This window comes from Streptomyces sp. NBC_00076 (genome assembly GCF_045041235.1).
In the GTDB taxonomy this organism is placed as follows: Bacteria; Actinomycetota; Actinomycetes; order Streptomycetales; family Streptomycetaceae; genus Streptomyces.
On sequence record NZ_CP108242.1, the window covers coordinates 9,188,203 to 9,203,231 of the forward strand.

Here is a 15,029-nt window from a genome sequence, read left to right on the forward strand (position 1 = left end):
GACCAACTCGTACTCCGCCTCCCTCCCGGCAGGCCCCCGATGACCGCCGGTGTCGACACCCCCGACGGCCGGGGCCGCACCGGACTCGACCGCACGGGCCGGGACCTGACCGGCAACCCGCGCGTCAAGGTGCGGGACGTGACCCTGCTGTCCAGTCACTGGTACGTCGAGCGCGCCACCACCTTCGACTACCAGCACGCCGACGGCACCTGGAGAACCCAGCAGCGCGAGACGCACGACCGCGGCAACGGCGCCACCATGCTGCTCTACGACACCGAACGCGAGACCGTGCTGCTCACCCGGCAGTTCCGTTTCCCGGTGTACGTCAACGGACATCCCGACGGCATGCTGGTCGAGACCCCCGGCGGGCTCCTCGACGACGAGGACGAGCACCCGGAGATCGCCGTGCGACGGGAGGTCGTGGAGGAGACCGGGCACACCATCGGCGAGGTCCGGCACGTCTTCGACGTCTACATGAGCCCCGGTTCGGTCACCGAGCGCGTCAGCTTCTACGCCGCCGCCTACGGGCCCTCGACCCGCACCCACGAAGGGGGCGGCCTGGACGAGGAGGGCGAGGACATCGAGATCCTCGAACTGCCCTTCCGCCGGGCCCTGGAGATGATCCGGACCGGGGAGATCGCCGACGCCAAGACGATCATGCTGTTGCAATGGGCCGCACTGGAAGGGCCGTTCGCCGACTGAGCCTCCCAACCCCACGCGCGCAACCCTGACTTGAACCACTGATAACCTGACCGGCCCTCTACGGTGCCTCTACGGTGAAGGACTCCTCGTGACCCTCGGCATGGCGCTCGTCGACCGCTCCTCCCGCGCTTCGACGCGGGAGCGGTAGCCTCTCCGGCCCGAGCCCCGGGCCGTCGGCCGACCCACCCGTGCCACGGCACGGGCGGTCACCCCTGCCGCGGCCCGGACAACCGCCCATGCCCGCCATGGGCGTTCGCCACACCCCTCGTCGAAGTGCTCTTCGTGCCCCGCACGTTCCTTCACGAGGAGTACACCGTGTCCACCATCCACTGGACCGAGGACCACACCACCCACGCCACCCGCTGGCACTCCGAGAGCCACACCCCGCCGCCGCGCCGGATCGTCGTCGCCGACGACAGCCTGCGCGCCGCCACCGCACACCGCCTGGCCTGCGAGGGCACCGCCCTGCTGTGGCGGGGCGACTTCCAGGGCGCCCGACAACTCCTGAACGCCATGGGCCGCCGCGTCGACCGCACATCCCACGCGCCGGGGAACGATCCGCTGGAGGCCTTCCACCTGCACCGCCGGACCCGGGCCCACCGCGCCCGGGTCCTCGGCAGGCTGCTCGTCCAGCTGGAGGACGGCCACACCCTGAACCTGCGCCGGGCACCCGACGTACGCGAGGCGTGCGCGGCGGCCTACGGTCCGTCGCGCGGCCCCGTGGTGATCTCGCTGCGGGAACTGCTCGGCGTGCTCGGCGCCTGGCAGTGGCGGCTCAAGGGCGTGGCGGTACCGGCCCTGAAGGCCCGAGTCCACCCGCACTACGGGGTGTTCGCCCCGGTGCGCGGTGAGTACGTCGATCTCGTCGCCCTAGCTCCCGTCCGCGGCCGTACCGCCTTCGACCTGGGCACCGGGACGGGTGTACTGGCAGCCGTCCTCGCCCGGCGCGGGTTCGCACAGGTCGTGGCCACGGACATCAGCCCGCGCGCCCTGGCCTGCGCCCGTGACAACGTACAGTGGCTCGGCGTCGCCGCGCGCGTCACCGTGACCGGACCGGCCCTGTACCCGGACGGCCGCGCCGACCTCGTCGTCTGCAACCCGCCGTGGCTGCCGGGGCGGCCCTCCTCGGACCTCGAACACGGCGTCCACGACCCCGACTCCGCCATGCTCCGCGGCTTCCTCGACGGGCTCCCCGCCCACCTCACCCCCGGCGGCGAGGGCTGGCTCGTCCTCTCCGACCTGGCCGAACACCTCGGCCTGCGCACCCGGGACGACCTGCTCACCCTCATCGACAAGGCGGGCCTGCGCGTCGCCGACCGGCTCGACACCCGCCCGAGGCACCCGAGGTCACGGGACCCCCGCGACCCCCTGCACACCGCCCGCGCGGCCGAGGTCACCTCCCTGTGGCGGCTGACCGTGCGGTGACGTCGAGGGTCGAGGAACGAGGGCTCAGGGTCTGACCAGCAGCTGGAAGTCGAAGGCGTACCGGGACGCGCGGTAGATGTGCGTCCCGTACTCGACCGGGCGGCCCGTGTCGTCGTACGCGGTGCGCTGCATGGTCAACAGGGCGGTGCCCTCGCGTTCGTCGAGGAGGTGGGCCTCGTCGGCGGTGGCGCTGCGGGCGCCGACGGTCTGGCGGGCGCTGTGCAGGGTGATGCCGGCGGTGCGCAGCATGCGGTAGAGGCCGGTCGACTCCAGGCGGGCGGTGTCGAGGTCGAGCAGGCCCGCGGGCAGGTAGTTGCACAGGTAGGCCACGGGCTGGCCGTGCGTGGAGCGCAGCCGCTCCAGGCACGTGACCTCGCTGCCCTCGGCGACCCCGAGGGCGGCCGCCACGTCGGCGGACGCGGCGACGTCCTCGTTGCGCGCCACCCGGGTCGCGGGTCCCTGTCCGGCCGCCTCCAGGTCGTCGTAGAGGCTGCTGAGTTCGAGCGGGCGCTTGACCTGGCTGTGCACCACCTGGGTGCCGACCCCGCGACGGCGCACCAGCAGTCCCTTGTCGACCAGGGACTGGATGGCCTGGCGGACCGTCGGACGGGACAGGCCGAGGCGTACGGACAGGTCGACCTCGTTGCCCAGGAGGTTGCCGGGGGCGAGGACACCGTGCTCGATCGCCGCCTCCAACTGCTGGGCGAGCTGGTAGTACAGCGGCACCGGACTGCCGCGGTCCAGCGCGAAGTCCAGGGAGCTGAGCGCGGGGGCGGTCACGGCACGTGGGGTGCTGCCGGTCTTCGCCATCTCTGATCTTGCGCGGGTATCCCCGGCTTCAGCCGGGGAGGGAAACGCATTTCCGGAGCCGCGCAGCGGCGTAGTACGCTGCGTGTCTGCTTCGGCAGCGGTCAGGGCTTGGCCGTCACGAGACTCGTTGTGGTCAAGTGAGAAGCCCCCTCGTTTACGTGGGGGAGGAGTCACGGACGTACCTTCCTCGAAGAAGTGCGCGTCGGAAGCGGGGCTTCACAGGTGGTGGCGGCGGGTGGCGACCTCGCGGTCGTACTCCTCGCGGGCCTCTACGGCGGCCGCGCGGGACGCGGTCTCAGCCACCGGCACGTCCCACCAGGCCTCGGCCGGGGGAGCGCTCGGACCGCCGGTGCCGGTCTCGACGTACACACACGTCGGACGGTCCGAGGCGCGGGCCGTGCCCAGCGCCTCGCGCAGCTCCCGGATGGTCTTGGCGCGCAGTACGTCCATGCCGAGGCTGGCCGCGTTCGCGGCGAGGTCGACGGGCAGCGGGGCGCCGGAGAAGGTGCCGTCGGCGGCCCGGTAGCGGTAGGCGGTGCCGAAACGCTCACCGCCGACCGACTCGGAGAGGCCGCCGATGGAGGCGTAGCCGTGGTTCTGGATCAGGATCAGGTTGACCGGCAGGCCCTCCTGGACGGCGGTGACGATCTCCGTCGGCATCATCAGGTACGTGCCGTCGCCGACCAGCGCCCACACGGGGGTGCCGGGCGTGGCCTGCTGGACGCCGATCGCGGCTGGGATCTCGTAGCCCATGCAGGAGTAGCCGTACTCCAGGTGGTACTGGCGCGGGCTGCGGGCCCGCCACAGCTTGTGCAGGTCGCCGGGGAGCGAGCCGGCCGCGTTGATCACCACGTCGTCGTCGCCGACGACCGCGTCCAGCGCGCCGAGCACCTGCGTCTGGGTCGGTACGGCGTGCTCGTCGTCCGCGCGGTAGGCGGCCGTCACGAGCTGCTCCCAGCGCTCCTTGCCGGCGCCGTACTCGGCCTCGTACGCGGGGTCCACCCGGTGGCCGTCGAGGGCCGTGGCGAGCGTTTCCAGGCCGGCCTTCGCGTCGCAGACGAGCGTCCGGGCCGCCAGCTTGTGGGCGTCGAACGCGGTGATGTTGAGGTTCAGGAAGCGGACGCCCGGGTGCTGGAAGAGGGTGCCGGAGGCGGTGGTGAAGTCGCTGTAGCGGGTACCGACGCCGATCACCAGGTCCGCGGTGCGTGCGATGTCGTCGCACACCGCGGTGCCGGTGTGGCCGATGCCGCCGAGGTCGGCGGGGTGGTCGTGGCGCAGCGAGCCCTTGCCCGCCTGGGTGGAGGCGACCGGGATGCCGGTGGCGTCCACCAGGGCCCGCAGAGCGGCCTCGGCCTCGCTGTGGTGCACGCCGCCGCCCGCGACGATCAGCGGGCGTTCGGCGGCCCGGATCGCGCGTACGGCCTCGGCCAGTTCGGCCGGGTCGGACGTGGGACGCCGTACGTGCCACACCCGGTCGGCGAAGAACTCCGCCGGCCAGTCGTACGCCTCCGCCTGCACGTCCTGCGGCAGGGCGAGGGTGACCGCGCCGGTCTCGGCGGGGTCCGCCAGCACCCGCATGGCGTTCAGCGCCGAGGGGATCAGGGCCTGAGGCCGGGTGACCCGGTCGAAGTAGCGCGAGACCGGGCGCAGGGTGTCGTTGACGGACACGTCCGCCTCGGTCGGGTGCTCCAGCTGCTGGAGCAGCGGGTCGGCGGGGCGGGTGGCGAAGTAGTCGCCGGGCAGGAGCAGCACCGGCAGGCGGTTGACGGTGGCGAGGGCCGCGCCGGTGACGAGGTTCGTCGCGCCCGGTCCGATGGAGGTGGTCACCGCCTGCGCGGAGAGACGGTTGAGCTGGCGGGCGTGACCCACCGCCGCGTGCACCATCGCCTGTTCGTTGCGGCCCTGGTGGAACGGCATCGCGTCCTCGCCCGCCTCCAGGAGCGCCTGGCCGACACCCGCCACGTTGCCGTGGCCGAAGATGCCCCAGGTCCCGGCGATCAGCCGGTGCCGTACGCCGTCCCGCTCGGTGTACTGGACGGACAGGAACCGCACCAGCGCCTGGGCGACGGTCAGGCGGACGCTCGTGGGTTGGCTCATCGGGGACCTCACTGGGAAGGAGCGGTGCAGAGGGGCGGGCGGGGGCCGACGGGCCGCTCGGACCAGGTGTCGCGGATCCGGGCGTGGTCGGGGTGATCGGGGTGGTCACGGATCAGCCGGGCCCGCTCGGGCTCCGGTCCGGGATGCCGGCGCTCATGGCAGGCTCCGGTCAGGCCGTCGCGCTCGGGGCCGTGGCGCCCGGGTCCGTGGGGTGCGGCGGGGCGGGCAGCGGTCGCGCGGCGCGTGGTTCCGGTACGCCGGCGAGCAGGTCCTCGACCTCGGGGCCCGTCGGCATCGCGGAGGAGCAGGCGAGGCGGGAGGCGACCAGGGCGCCCGCCGCGTTGGCGTACCGCATGACGTTCGGCACCTCCCAGCCGGACAGCAGGCCGTGGCACAGCGCGCCGCCGAACGCGTCGCCCGAGCCGAGCCCGTTGACCACCTCGACCTCAACCGGCGGGACCTCGACCGTCGTACCGTCCCGGTGGACGGCGAGCACGCCCTGCGGGCCCTGTTTCACCACGGCCAGTTCGACGCCCGCCGCGAGCAACGCCTCGGCGCACGCCCGCGGTTCGCGGACACCGGTGGCGATCTCGCAGTCGTCGAGATCGCCGACGGCGACGGTGGCGTGCCCCAGTGCCTCGACGTAGTACGGGCGGGCCTCCTCGGCGTCGGCCCAGGCGGTGTCGTTCCACAGGGCCGGCCGCCAGTCCAGGTCGAAGACGGTCGTCCCGGCCCTGCCGCGGGCCTTGAGGGCGGCGAGGGTGGCCGACCGGCTCGGTTCCCCGCTCAGACCGGTGCCGGTGATCCAGAGGATCCGGGCCGACCGGATGGCGAAGTAGTCCAGCTCGTCGGTGTGGATCTGCAGGTCAGGGGCGCTCGGGCGGCGGTAGGAGTACAGCGGGAAGTCGTCCGGCGGGAAGCTCTCGCAGAACGTCACCGGGGTCGGCAGCCCGTGCACCGGCGTCACCCAGCGGTCGTCGACGCCGAACTCCGTGAGTCTCTGGTGGAGGTAGGTGCCGAAGGGGTCGTCGCCAGTGCGGGTGATCACGGCGGAGCGGCGGCCGAGCCGGGCTGCGGCGACCGCCACGTTCGCCGCCGAACCGCCGAGGAACTTCCCGAAGCTCTTCACGTGCGCCAAGGGCACTCCGGACTGCTGCGGGTAGAGATCAACTCCGATACGGCCCATACTGATCACGTCGAAGTGCTGGGCTGAACCTGCCATGCGCGACGCTCCTCGGTCCGGGCTGGGGAAGCGGGTCCCGCGGGACCCGCTCCCCCCAGGTGTAGGACTCGAAGGGCGACGCTGTCAATAGTTTGTACTTACATTCGGACCTGCTTGTGAAATGATGTCTTAACAAAGTATTGACAGCGGCCGTGTCAAGGGATTGGATCCCGTCCCAGCGCAGTAGTCGCTTTTCGCGGCGAACGACCCGGAACTCTCCAGGTCCCGGGCCCCCTCGGATCCTTGTGATCCCTTCCCTTTCCCGACGTTCTCCCGTCGCACAGTGAGGTGCTGGAAAGATGGACCGCTCTTCCCGCTTCCGTTCCCGCAGAGTCGTACCCGTCGTGGCGGTGGCCGCGGCCGCGGCCCTCACCCTCGCAGGCTGCTCCAGCAGTTCCGGTGGCAAGAAGGCCGAGGAAAGCCAGTCGGGCGCCGCCGCGGGCAAGGCCACCACCCCCCGGATGACCGTCGCGCTGGTCACCCACCAGGCACCCGGCGACACCTTCTGGGACATCGTCCGCAAGGGCGCACAGGCCGCCGCCGCCAAGGACAACGTCAAGCTGGTCTACTCGGCCGACCCGAACGCGGGCAACCAGGCCAACCTGGTGCAGAACGCGATCGACCAGAAGGTCGACGGCATCGCCATCACCCTCGCCAAGCCGGACGCCCTCAAGGACGTCGTGAGCAAGGCGAAGGCCGCGAACATACCCGTGGTGGGCCTCAACTCCGGTGTGAGCGACTGGCAGAAGCTCGGCCTGATGGAGTTCTTCGGCCAGGACGAGACCGTCGCGGGCGAGGCCCTCGGCAAGCGGCTGAACGAGGCCGGCGCCAAGAGCACCGTCTGTGTCGTCCAGGAACAGGGCAACATCGGCCTCACCCAGCGCTGCGACGGCGTGAAGAAGACGTTCAAGGGCAAGACCCAGACGCTCTTCGTCAACGGCGCCGACATGCCGTCCGTGAAGTCGACGATGACCGCCAAGCTCAGCCAGGACAAGTCCATCGACTACGTCGTGACCCTGGGCGCCCCCTTCGCGCTGACCGCGGTGCAGTCGGTGTCCGAGTCGGGCAGCAAGGCGAAGATCGCCACCTTCGACCTCAACAAGGAACTGACCGGAGCCATCGACCAGGGAACCATTCAGTTCGCCGTCGACCAGCAGCCCTACCTCCAGGGCTACCTCGCGGTGGACTCCCTGTGGCTCTACAAGAACAACGGCAACTACAGCGGTGGCGGTGAGCAGCCCGTGCTGACCGGCCCGGCCTTCGTCGACAAGACCAACGTCGACAAGATCGCCGAGTTCGCCGCGAAGGGCACTCGGTGAGTGGTATGACCCAGCAGGCTGAGCCGGCGGTGACCGCACCGCCGGCCCCCGGCCCGAAGCAGTCCGACGGCCGCACCTCGCAACGCCCCCTGGCGCTACGGCTGTTGGCCCGCCCCGAAGTCGGTGTCTTCCTCGGCGCGGCCGCCGTGTACGTGTTCTTCCTGATCGCGGCGCCGCCGGTGCGCGAGGGCAGCGCGATGTCCACGATCCTGTACCAGTCGTCGACGATCGGGATCATGGCCCTGCCGGTCGCGCTGCTGATGATCGGCGGCGAGTTCGACCTGTCGGCCGGTGTCGCGGTGATCACCTCGGCGCTGACCGCGAGCATGCTCGCCTACCAGCTGACCCTGAACGTGTGGGCGGGAGTGTTCGCCGCGCTGATCGTGTCGCTGGCGATCGGCTTCTTCAACGGCTGGATGGTGGTCAAGACCGGCCTGCCGAGCTTCCTCGTCACACTGGGCTCCTTCCTGATCCTCCAGGGCGTGAACCTCGCGGTCACCAAGCTGGTGACCACCAACGTGGCCACCGACGACATCAGCAGCATGGACGGCTTCGACCAGGCGAAGAAGATCTTCGCCTCGTCCTTCCAGGTCGGCGGCGTCACGGTGAAGATCACCATCGTGTACTGGCTGGTCTTCGCGGCGCTTGCCACCTGGGTGCTGCTGCGCACGAAGTACGGCAACTGGATCTTCGCGGTCGGCGGCAACAAGGACAGCGCGCGGGCCGTCGGTGTGCCGGTGACCTTCACCAAGATCTCCCTGTTCATGCTCGTCGGCTTCGGCGCCTGGTTCGTCGGCATGCACCAGCTGTTCACCTTCAACACCGTGCAGTCCGGTGAGGGTGTGGGCCAGGAGCTCATCTACATCGCCGCGGCGGTCATCGGCGGCTGTCTGCTGACCGGCGGCTACGGCTCGGCGATCGGGCCGGTCTTCGGCGCCTTCATGTTCGGCATGGTGAACCAGGGCATCGTCTTCGCCGGCTGGAACCCCGACTGGTTCAAGGCCTTCCTCGGCGTGATGCTCCTCGGCGCCGTCCTGATCAATCTGTGGGTCCGACAGTCGGCGACCCGGAGGTAACCCCTATGACGACCAACAAGACCGGTACGCACGGAGCCGTCCTCGCGGACACCGAGCCCGAGCAACAGGACGCACCGCTCGTCGAGTTGCGGGGTGCGGGCAAGGCCTACGGGAACATCCGCGCCCTGCACGGCGTCGACCTGACGGTCCGTCCCGGCCAGGTCACCTGCGTGCTGGGCGACAACGGCGCCGGCAAGTCCACCCTCATCAAAATCATCTCCGGGCTGCACCAGCACACCGAGGGCGACTTCCTCGTCGACGGCACCCCCGTGCGGTTCTCCACCCCGCGCGAGGCCCTCGACAAGGGCATCGCCACGGTGTACCAGGACCTGGCCGTCGTTCCGCTGATGCCGGTGTGGCGCAACTTCTTCCTCGGCTCCGAGATGACCAAGGGCCCCTGGCCGGTACGCCGTCTCGACATCGAGGCGATGAAGAAGACCGCCGACCAGGAACTGCGCAACATGGGCATCGTCCTGGACGATCTCGAGCAGCCCATCGGCACGCTCTCCGGCGGCCAGCGCCAGTGCGTGGCCATCGCCCGCGCCGTCTACTTCGGCGCCCGCGTCCTGATCCTGGACGAGCCCACCGCAGCCCTGGGTGTCAAGCAGTCCGGCGTGGTGCTGAAGTACATCGCCGCCGCCCGCGACCGCGGCCTGGGCGTCATCTTCATCACCCACAACCCGCACCACGCCTACATGGTCGGCGACCACTTCAGCGTCCTGCGCCTGGGCACCATGGAGCTGAACGCCTCCCGCGACGAGGTCAGCCTCGACGAGCTCACCAACCACATGGCCGGCGGCGCCGAACTCGTTGCTCTCAAGCACGAGTTGAGCGCGGTACGCGGCGTCGACGTCGACGAACTCCCCGGAGAGGGGGACCTGCCCACCCCCACGCCCGCCTCCGCCACCACCGTCGGCGAGAAGAAGGCGTGAGATGGCGTCCCCGCTCGACCGCATCCGGGTCGGGTCGGTGGACAGACGGAACCTGAGGGTGTCCGCGGGCAGGTTCCTCACCGGCCTGCACCGCGGCCCCTCGGTCCGGGAGTCGAGACCTGGGAGGGCGTGAGCAGGGTCGTAGCGCTCACCCCTGGGTTCCTGAGGTCCTGCGGCGCCTGACCATCCCGAAGGGACGATCATGACCCAGCGTGACCCGCTCGGAATCGCAGTCATCGGTACCGGAAGAATGGGCGCCGACCATGTGCGCCGGATCCAGCAGCTCACCAGCGGAGCCCGGGTGACCGCCGTCGTGGACGTCGACGCGGAACGCGCCAAGGCCGTCGCGGCCCTTGCCGACGGCTGCACGGTCCACACCGACCCGGCCGCCGCGATGGCTTCGGCCGACGTCGACGCCGTCCTGGTCGCCTCCCCGGGCCCCGCCCACGAGGCGGCCCTGCTGGCGGCCTTCGCGCACGACTTTCCCGTCCTGTGCGAGAAACCGCTCACCCCGGACGCGGCCTCCGCGGCGCGGGTCATGGAGGCGGAGGTGAGCCTGGGCCGACGCCGGGTCCAGGTCGGCTTCATGCGGCGCTACGACGCCGAGTACATGAAGCTCAAGTCCCCCTTGGAGACAGGCCAGTTGGGCCGCCCGCTGATGCTCCACAACAGGCATCGCAACGCGGCCGGCCCGCCCTGGTTCACCAGCGACATGCTCATCAGCGACTCAGTCGCGCACGAGACGGACGTGACCCGCTGGCTGCTCGGGCACGAGATCACGGCGGTCACCGTGCTGCGTCCGCGGCCGTCGGCGAACGCGCCCGACGACTTGCAGGACCCCCAGTTCGTCGTCTTCGAGACCGACGGCGGCGCGATCGTCGACGTCGAGATGTTCGTCAACTGCGGCTTCGGCTACCAGGTCCAGGCCGAAGTGGTCTGCGAACGCGGCACCGCACGCATCGGCGACGGCCACGCCATGGTCACCCACATGGCCGGCCGCTGGGGCGGCACCATCGCCCAGGACTTCACCGAACGCTTCGCCGACGCCTACGACCGCGAGATCCAGGCCTGGGTCGACGCCACCCGCCGCGGCGAGGTCACCGGCCCGAGCGTGTGGGACGGCTACGCGGCGGCGGCGGTGTGCGAGGCCGGTGTGCGGTCGCTGGAGGAGGGCGGCCGGGTCGAGGTGGACCTGGTCGACCGGCCCGCGCTGTACCGGGGATGACGGTCCGTCGACTCTCCTGAAGACCCCGCTGACGGCATTCCTGGCCGGGTGATGGCAGTGGGCCGGGGGAATCCCCCCGGCCCACTTTCCGTCTTTCGTGAGAGCCCCCGGCCCTCAGTCCGCGAGCGTGGTGCGCGGCCGAGGCTCGAACCCGGCCGCCCGGTAGCAGCCGTCGATCAGCGCCATCGTCGCCACCGCGTCGTCCGCGCCGAGCGGCAGCGCGGTGCCCTCGCGGACACCTGCCGCGAACGCCTCCAGCTGGTACGCGTACGACGACCGCGTACCGAGCCGCTCCGTCCGCTCACCCTCCGCCGTCCGCACCACGACCCGGTCGTCCCGCTGCGGCAGCACGAAGTTCGGCGCGCTCGCCTCGCCCCGCGAACCGACGATCCGGCAGCTCATCTCCAGCCGGTCGTACGCCATGTGGCAACGAGCCGACGCGGTGGCCCCGCCCGGAAACTCCAACTCGGCGTCCAGCCACTCGTCGACTCCGGGCGCCCCCGCCCGCTCCCCGCCCCGCGCGGAGCCGAGCCGTGGTGCGCCGCCCGCCCAGGGGGCCAGCATCCGCACCGCGTGCAGGCTGTAGCAGCCCAGGTCCATCACGGCGCCGCCGGCCAGGGGCAGCGACCAGCGGGGGTCGGAGTCGTCGGGCGCCGGTATGGCGACCATGGTCTCCACCCGGCGCAGCTCCCCGAGTTCACCGCTTCGCAGGATCTCGTGCAGGCGCCGGGTGACCGGGTGGAAGAGGTAGTGGAAGCCCTCCATGAAGACGGTCCCGGCCTTCACCGCCGCGTCCCGTACCTCGGTGGCCTCCTCGGTGTTGCTCGCCGACGGCTTCTCCGTCAGGACGTGCTTGCCCGCCGCGAGGGCGGCCAGGTTCCACGGTCCGTGCAGGCCGTTGGCGAGCGGGTTGTAGACGACGTCGACCTCGGGGTCGGCGAGCAGTTCGGCGTAGGAGTCCGCCACCCGCTCCACCCCGTGGGCCGTCGCGAAGGCCTCGGCGCGGGACCGGTCGCGGGCGGCCACCGCGACCAGGCGGTGGCCGGTCTCCCGGGCCGGGTCGACCAGGGAGCGTTCGGTGATGCGTGCCGCGCCCAGTACTCCGATACGCAGGGGTTCCCGGCCCGGTCCGCTCATGCCTGTCGTACCTCCTGGATGGTGACGGGGCGGTGCTCGTGCAGCGACAGGGTGCAGGCGTCGGCGATCCAGCCGGCCTCCAGGGCGTCCTCGATCGTGCACGGGGAGGGCCGGGTGCCGGCCACGACCTCGGTGAACGCGGTGAGTTCGGCACGGTAGGCCGTGGTGAAGCGGTCCATGAAGAAGTCGTGCGGGGTGCCCGCCGGGAAGGTCACGCCCGGCTCGACCGAACGCAGCGGCAGCTTGTCCTCCAGGCCGACGGCGATGGAGTCCGTGAAACCGTGGATCTCCATGCGGACGTCGTAACCCCGGGCGTTGTGGCGGGAGTTGGACACCACCGCGATGGTGCCGTCGTCCAGGGTGAGGATCGCCCCGGTGGTGTCGGCGTCGCCCGCCTCCTTGATGTAGTCGGCACCCCGGTTGCCGCCGACCGCGTACACCTCGGTCACCTCCCGGCCGGTCACCCAGCGGATGATGTCGAAGTCGTGCACCGAGCAGTCCCGGAAGATGCCCCCGGAAGCGGCGATGTACGCGGCCGGCGGCGGCGCCGGGTCCAGCGTGGTCGACCGGACGGTGTGCAGCTTGCCCAGCTCACCGCTCTGCACGGCGGCCCGGGCGGCGACGAACCCGGCGTCGAAGCGGCGGTTGTAGCCGATCTGGATCGGCACGTCCGCGCCCTGGACGGCCTTGAGCACCTCGACGCCCTCGCGCATGGTCTTCGCGACGGGCTTCTCGCAGAACACCGGCACGCCCGCCTCGACGGCGGCCAGGATCAGCGCGGGGTGCGCGTCGGTGGCCGCCGCCACGACGATGCCGTCCACCCCGGCCGCCAGCACGGCCTCGGGGGAGTCCACGACCTCACCGCCGAACCGCTCGGCGGCGGACTTCGCGGCGTCCGCGAACGGGTCGGTCAGGACCAGCGACTCGACCGCGTCGAGTCCGGAGAGGGTTTCGGCGTGGAAGGCGCCGATACGGCCGAGGCCGAGGATTCCGATGCGCATGAGGGTGTTGCTCCTTGGGTGCGGCTGCGTGAGCGGTTGTCGAAGGGGAGGTCGTCGTGGGGGAGGGTCAGTCGAGGCCGCCGAGGACGTTCTGGTCCCAGTCGATCACCGAACCGGTGACGACTCCGGACCGCTCCGACAGCAGGAAGACGACGAAGTCGGCGATCTCGTCCGGCTGCCCGAGCTTGCCCATCGGCAGTCGGGCGGCGGCCTCCTCGCGCCAGTCGTCCCCGGCGCCGTGGAAGGCCTTCTGCGTCGCGTCCTCACCCTCGGTCGCGGTCCAGCCGATGTTCAGGCCGTTGATCCGCACCCGGTCGAAGCGGTGCGCGTGCGCCGCGTTGCGGGTCAGGCCGATCAGCCCGGCCTTCGCGGCGACGTACGGGGCGAGGAACGGCTGCCCGCCGTGCGCGGAGGAGGTGATGATGTTGACGACCGTGCCGGGCGCCCCCCGGCCCACCATGTCCGCGACGGCTGCCTGCATGGCGAAGAACGGGGCCTTGAGGTTGATCGCGATGTGCTGGTCGAACAGCTCGGGCGTGGTGTCGAGGAGCGTGCCCCGGGAGGTGAGGCCGGCGGAGTTCACCAGGCAGTCGACCCGGCCGTACGCCCCGACCACCTCGGCCACGGACTCCTTCGCCTGCTCCGCGTCCGCCAGGTCGGCCCGTACGAACATCGCCTTGCCGCCGGCCGCGGACAGCTCCGCCACCAGCGCCTCACCGGGCTCCGGGCGCCGCCCGGTGACGGCGACCCGCGCCCCCTCCCGGACCGCGGCCCGGGCGATGGCGGCGCCCACACCCTGGCTGCCGCCGTTGACGAGGACGACCTTGTCGTCGAGAAGTCCCATGAGTTCCAAGCCCTTTCAGCTGTCGCGCCGTACGGCGCCGGCCCGCAGCTCGTCGCGCAGAGCCCGCGGGGTCCATCCCTGTTCCAGTGCCCGCCGTACGACGTCCGCCTGGGAAGGCGGGGCCAGACCGTCGACCGGCGGGTCACTGTCGAGGTTGGTGGGGAACGGGTAGCCCTCGGCGCTCGCCGCGATCACCCGCTCCAGCCACTCCTCGCCCACGCCGTCGGCCAGCCGCCTGCGCAGCACCGGGAAGACCGCGTTGGCCACCGCCTCCCGGTCCACCGTCTCCATCGCCCGGCCGAAGGGCGAGGACACCTGGAGCAGGTTGGCGATCCGCCGTACGTCCATCGTGCGGTTCGTGCCGGCGGCGTGGAACAGCGCCGGGTTGAAGAAGGCGGCGTCGCCCTTGGCCAGCGGGAGCTGGACGTGGTGCGCCTTGAAGTACGCCTGGAACTCAGGAAGCCGCCAGGCGAGGTAGCCGGGCTCGAAGGTCTGCGAGTACGGCAGGTACAGCGTGGGGCCCGACTCCACGGGCATGTCGCAGTGTGCCACCGCGCCCTGCAGCGTGAGCGCGGGCGAGAGACGGTGCACATGCCCGGGATAGGCGGCGGCCCTCTCGTTGGAGAGGAACCCCAGGTGGTAGTCGCGGTGCACCGTCTGCGCGGCGCCACCCGGGTTGACCACGTTGACCTGGGAGGTCACCTGGTAGCCCGGGCCCAGCCAGGCGGTCGAGACCAGCGCCAGGATGTCGTTGGCGTAGTAGTCGGCGAACGCCTCGGGGTCGTAGAGGGCCGCCTTCTCCAACGCGTTCCACACCCGGTCGTTGGCGCCCGGCGCGGCGAAGTGGTCGCCCGCGTCGGCCCCCGAGGCCCGCTGCTCGGTGATCAGCGCGTCGAAGACACCGGTGAGCCGGTCGACGACGGCCGGGTCCGGGAAGGCGGCCCGGAAGACGACGATGCCGGGGCCGTCCGTGAGGGCGTGGACCAGCTCGGCCAGCACCTCACGGGTCGCGCCCGCCGCGCGCAGCCGCTCACTGTCGTAGACGAGGACGTTGTCCTCCACGGCCGAGGCGTGCGGATGGTCGGCGAGGTCCGTCGTGCGTTCGACTTGTGAGCGGAAGACGTCGAGATCACAGTCCTGCTCGGTCAGCCAGGCCCGATGCTGAGCGGCGGTGAGGGACATCGTCGTCCTTCTTTCGGTCACGGGATGCGACACGGATCCGGTCGCGAAGGAGCGACA

At 71.2% G+C, this 15,029-nt stretch carries 13 protein-coding genes; 6 read left to right on the plus strand and 7 right to left on the minus strand.

The window, feature by feature from the left end; genetic code table 11:
- Positions 1-39 precede the first annotated feature (39 nt).
- A complete protein-coding gene (locus OHA64_RS41315) occupies positions 40-702 on the plus strand; it encodes an NUDIX domain-containing protein (RefSeq protein ID WP_405622307.1) in 663 nt (220 codons plus the stop codon).
- A 315-nt stretch (positions 703-1,017) separates the two neighbouring features.
- On the plus strand, positions 1,018-2,127 hold the full coding sequence (locus OHA64_RS41320; RefSeq protein ID WP_405622308.1) for a methyltransferase: 1,110 nt from the start codon (positions 1,018-1,020) through the stop codon (positions 2,125-2,127).
- Between the two features lie 24 nt (positions 2,128-2,151).
- On the opposite strand, the gene OHA64_RS41325 is transcribed toward OHA64_RS41320, so the two are convergent.
- The 3 genes from OHA64_RS41325 to iolC all read right to left on the minus strand — a co-directional run bounded on the left by OHA64_RS41325 (position 2,152) and on the right by iolC (position 6,256).
- Positions 2,152-2,937: a GntR family transcriptional regulator gene (locus OHA64_RS41325; RefSeq protein WP_405622309.1), complete on the minus strand. Its 786-nt coding sequence runs from the start codon at positions 2,935-2,937 to the stop codon at positions 2,152-2,154.
- A gap of 216 nt (positions 2,938-3,153) precedes the next feature.
- Positions 3,154-5,034 carry a 3D-(3,5/4)-trihydroxycyclohexane-1,2-dione acylhydrolase (decyclizing) gene (iolD, locus tag OHA64_RS41330; protein WP_405622310.1) on the minus strand — a complete coding sequence of 627 codons (1,881 nt, stop codon included), beginning with the start codon at positions 5,032-5,034 and terminating at the stop codon, positions 3,154-3,156.
- A gap of 169 nt (positions 5,035-5,203) precedes the next feature.
- Positions 5,204-6,256: a 5-dehydro-2-deoxygluconokinase gene (gene iolC, locus OHA64_RS41335; protein WP_405622311.1), complete on the minus strand. Its 1,053-nt coding sequence runs from the start codon at positions 6,254-6,256 to the stop codon at positions 5,204-5,206.
- A 299-nt stretch (positions 6,257-6,555) separates the two neighbouring features.
- On the opposite strand from iolC, the gene OHA64_RS41340 reads away from it, so the two are divergent.
- The 4 genes from OHA64_RS41340 (at position 6,556) to OHA64_RS41355 (ending at position 10,808) form a co-directional block, all read left to right on the plus strand.
- Positions 6,556-7,575: a sugar ABC transporter substrate-binding protein gene (locus OHA64_RS41340; RefSeq protein WP_405622312.1), complete on the plus strand. Its 1,020-nt coding sequence runs from the start codon at positions 6,556-6,558 to the stop codon at positions 7,573-7,575.
- A gap of 5 nt (positions 7,576-7,580) precedes the next feature.
- On the plus strand, positions 7,581-8,651 hold the full coding sequence (locus OHA64_RS41345; RefSeq protein ID WP_405622313.1) for an ABC transporter permease: 1,071 nt from the start codon (positions 7,581-7,583) through the stop codon (positions 8,649-8,651).
- Positions 8,652-8,656: 5 nt separating this feature from the next.
- Positions 8,657-9,583 (plus strand): ATP-binding cassette domain-containing protein, encoded by a 927-nt coding sequence (locus tag OHA64_RS41350; protein ID WP_405622314.1) that lies wholly within the window; start codon positions 8,657-8,659, stop codon positions 9,581-9,583.
- 202 nt (positions 9,584-9,785) lie between these two features.
- Entirely contained in the window at positions 9,786-10,808 is a 1,023-nt protein-coding gene (locus OHA64_RS41355) for a Gfo/Idh/MocA family protein (RefSeq protein ID WP_405622315.1), read from the plus strand.
- 114 nt (positions 10,809-10,922) lie between these two features.
- On the opposite strand, the gene OHA64_RS41360 is transcribed toward OHA64_RS41355, so the two are convergent.
- The 4 genes from OHA64_RS41360 to OHA64_RS41375 all read right to left on the minus strand — a co-directional run bounded on the left by OHA64_RS41360 (position 10,923) and on the right by OHA64_RS41375 (position 14,972).
- Positions 10,923-11,945, minus strand: coding sequence for a Gfo/Idh/MocA family protein (locus OHA64_RS41360; protein WP_405622316.1), 1,023 nt, complete (start codon positions 11,943-11,945; stop codon positions 10,923-10,925).
- On the minus strand, positions 11,942-12,946 hold the full coding sequence (locus OHA64_RS41365; protein WP_405622317.1) for a Gfo/Idh/MocA family oxidoreductase: 1,005 nt from the start codon (positions 12,944-12,946) through the stop codon (positions 11,942-11,944). Before OHA64_RS41365 ends, OHA64_RS41360 begins: the two co-directional genes overlap by 4 nt.
- 67 nt (positions 12,947-13,013) lie before the next feature.
- Positions 13,014-13,790: an SDR family oxidoreductase gene (locus OHA64_RS41370; RefSeq protein WP_405622318.1), complete on the minus strand. Its 777-nt coding sequence runs from the start codon at positions 13,788-13,790 to the stop codon at positions 13,014-13,016.
- Between the two features lie 15 nt (positions 13,791-13,805).
- Positions 13,806-14,972: a phytanoyl-CoA dioxygenase family protein gene (locus OHA64_RS41375; protein WP_405622319.1), complete on the minus strand. Its 1,167-nt coding sequence runs from the start codon at positions 14,970-14,972 to the stop codon at positions 13,806-13,808.
- Between the last annotated feature and the right edge of the window lie 57 nt (positions 14,973-15,029).

Bases quoted from the DNA above. Each gene is read 5' to 3' on its own strand.
- OHA64_RS41375 (WP_405622319.1), bottom strand. From the start codon at position 14,972: ATGTCCCTCACCGCCGCTCAGCATCGGGCCTGGCTGACCGAGCAGGAC.
- OHA64_RS41340 (WP_405622312.1), top strand. From the start codon at position 6,556: ATGGACCGCTCTTCCCGCTTCCGTTCCCGCAGAGTCGTACCCGTCGTG.
- iolD (WP_405622310.1), bottom strand. From the start codon at position 5,034: ATGAGCCAACCCACGAGCGTCCGCCTGACCGTCGCCCAGGCGCTGGTG.
- OHA64_RS41315 (WP_405622307.1), top strand. From the start codon at position 40: ATGACCGCCGGTGTCGACACCCCCGACGGCCGGGGCCGCACCGGACTC.
- OHA64_RS41355 (WP_405622315.1), top strand. From the start codon at position 9,786: ATGACCCAGCGTGACCCGCTCGGAATCGCAGTCATCGGTACCGGAAGA.
- OHA64_RS41360 (WP_405622316.1), bottom strand. From the start codon at position 11,945: ATGAGCGGACCGGGCCGGGAACCCCTGCGTATCGGAGTACTGGGCGCG.
- OHA64_RS41325 (WP_405622309.1), bottom strand. From the start codon at position 2,937: ATGGCGAAGACCGGCAGCACCCCACGTGCCGTGACCGCCCCCGCGCTC.
- OHA64_RS41345 (WP_405622313.1), top strand. From the start codon at position 7,581: ATGACCCAGCAGGCTGAGCCGGCGGTGACCGCACCGCCGGCCCCCGGC.
- OHA64_RS41350 (WP_405622314.1), top strand. From the start codon at position 8,657: ATGACGACCAACAAGACCGGTACGCACGGAGCCGTCCTCGCGGACACC.
- iolC (WP_405622311.1), bottom strand. From the start codon at position 6,256: ATGGCAGGTTCAGCCCAGCACTTCGACGTGATCAGTATGGGCCGTATC.
- OHA64_RS41370 (WP_405622318.1), bottom strand. From the start codon at position 13,790: ATGGGACTTCTCGACGACAAGGTCGTCCTCGTCAACGGCGGCAGCCAG.
- OHA64_RS41365 (WP_405622317.1), bottom strand. From the start codon at position 12,946: ATGCGCATCGGAATCCTCGGCCTCGGCCGTATCGGCGCCTTCCACGCC.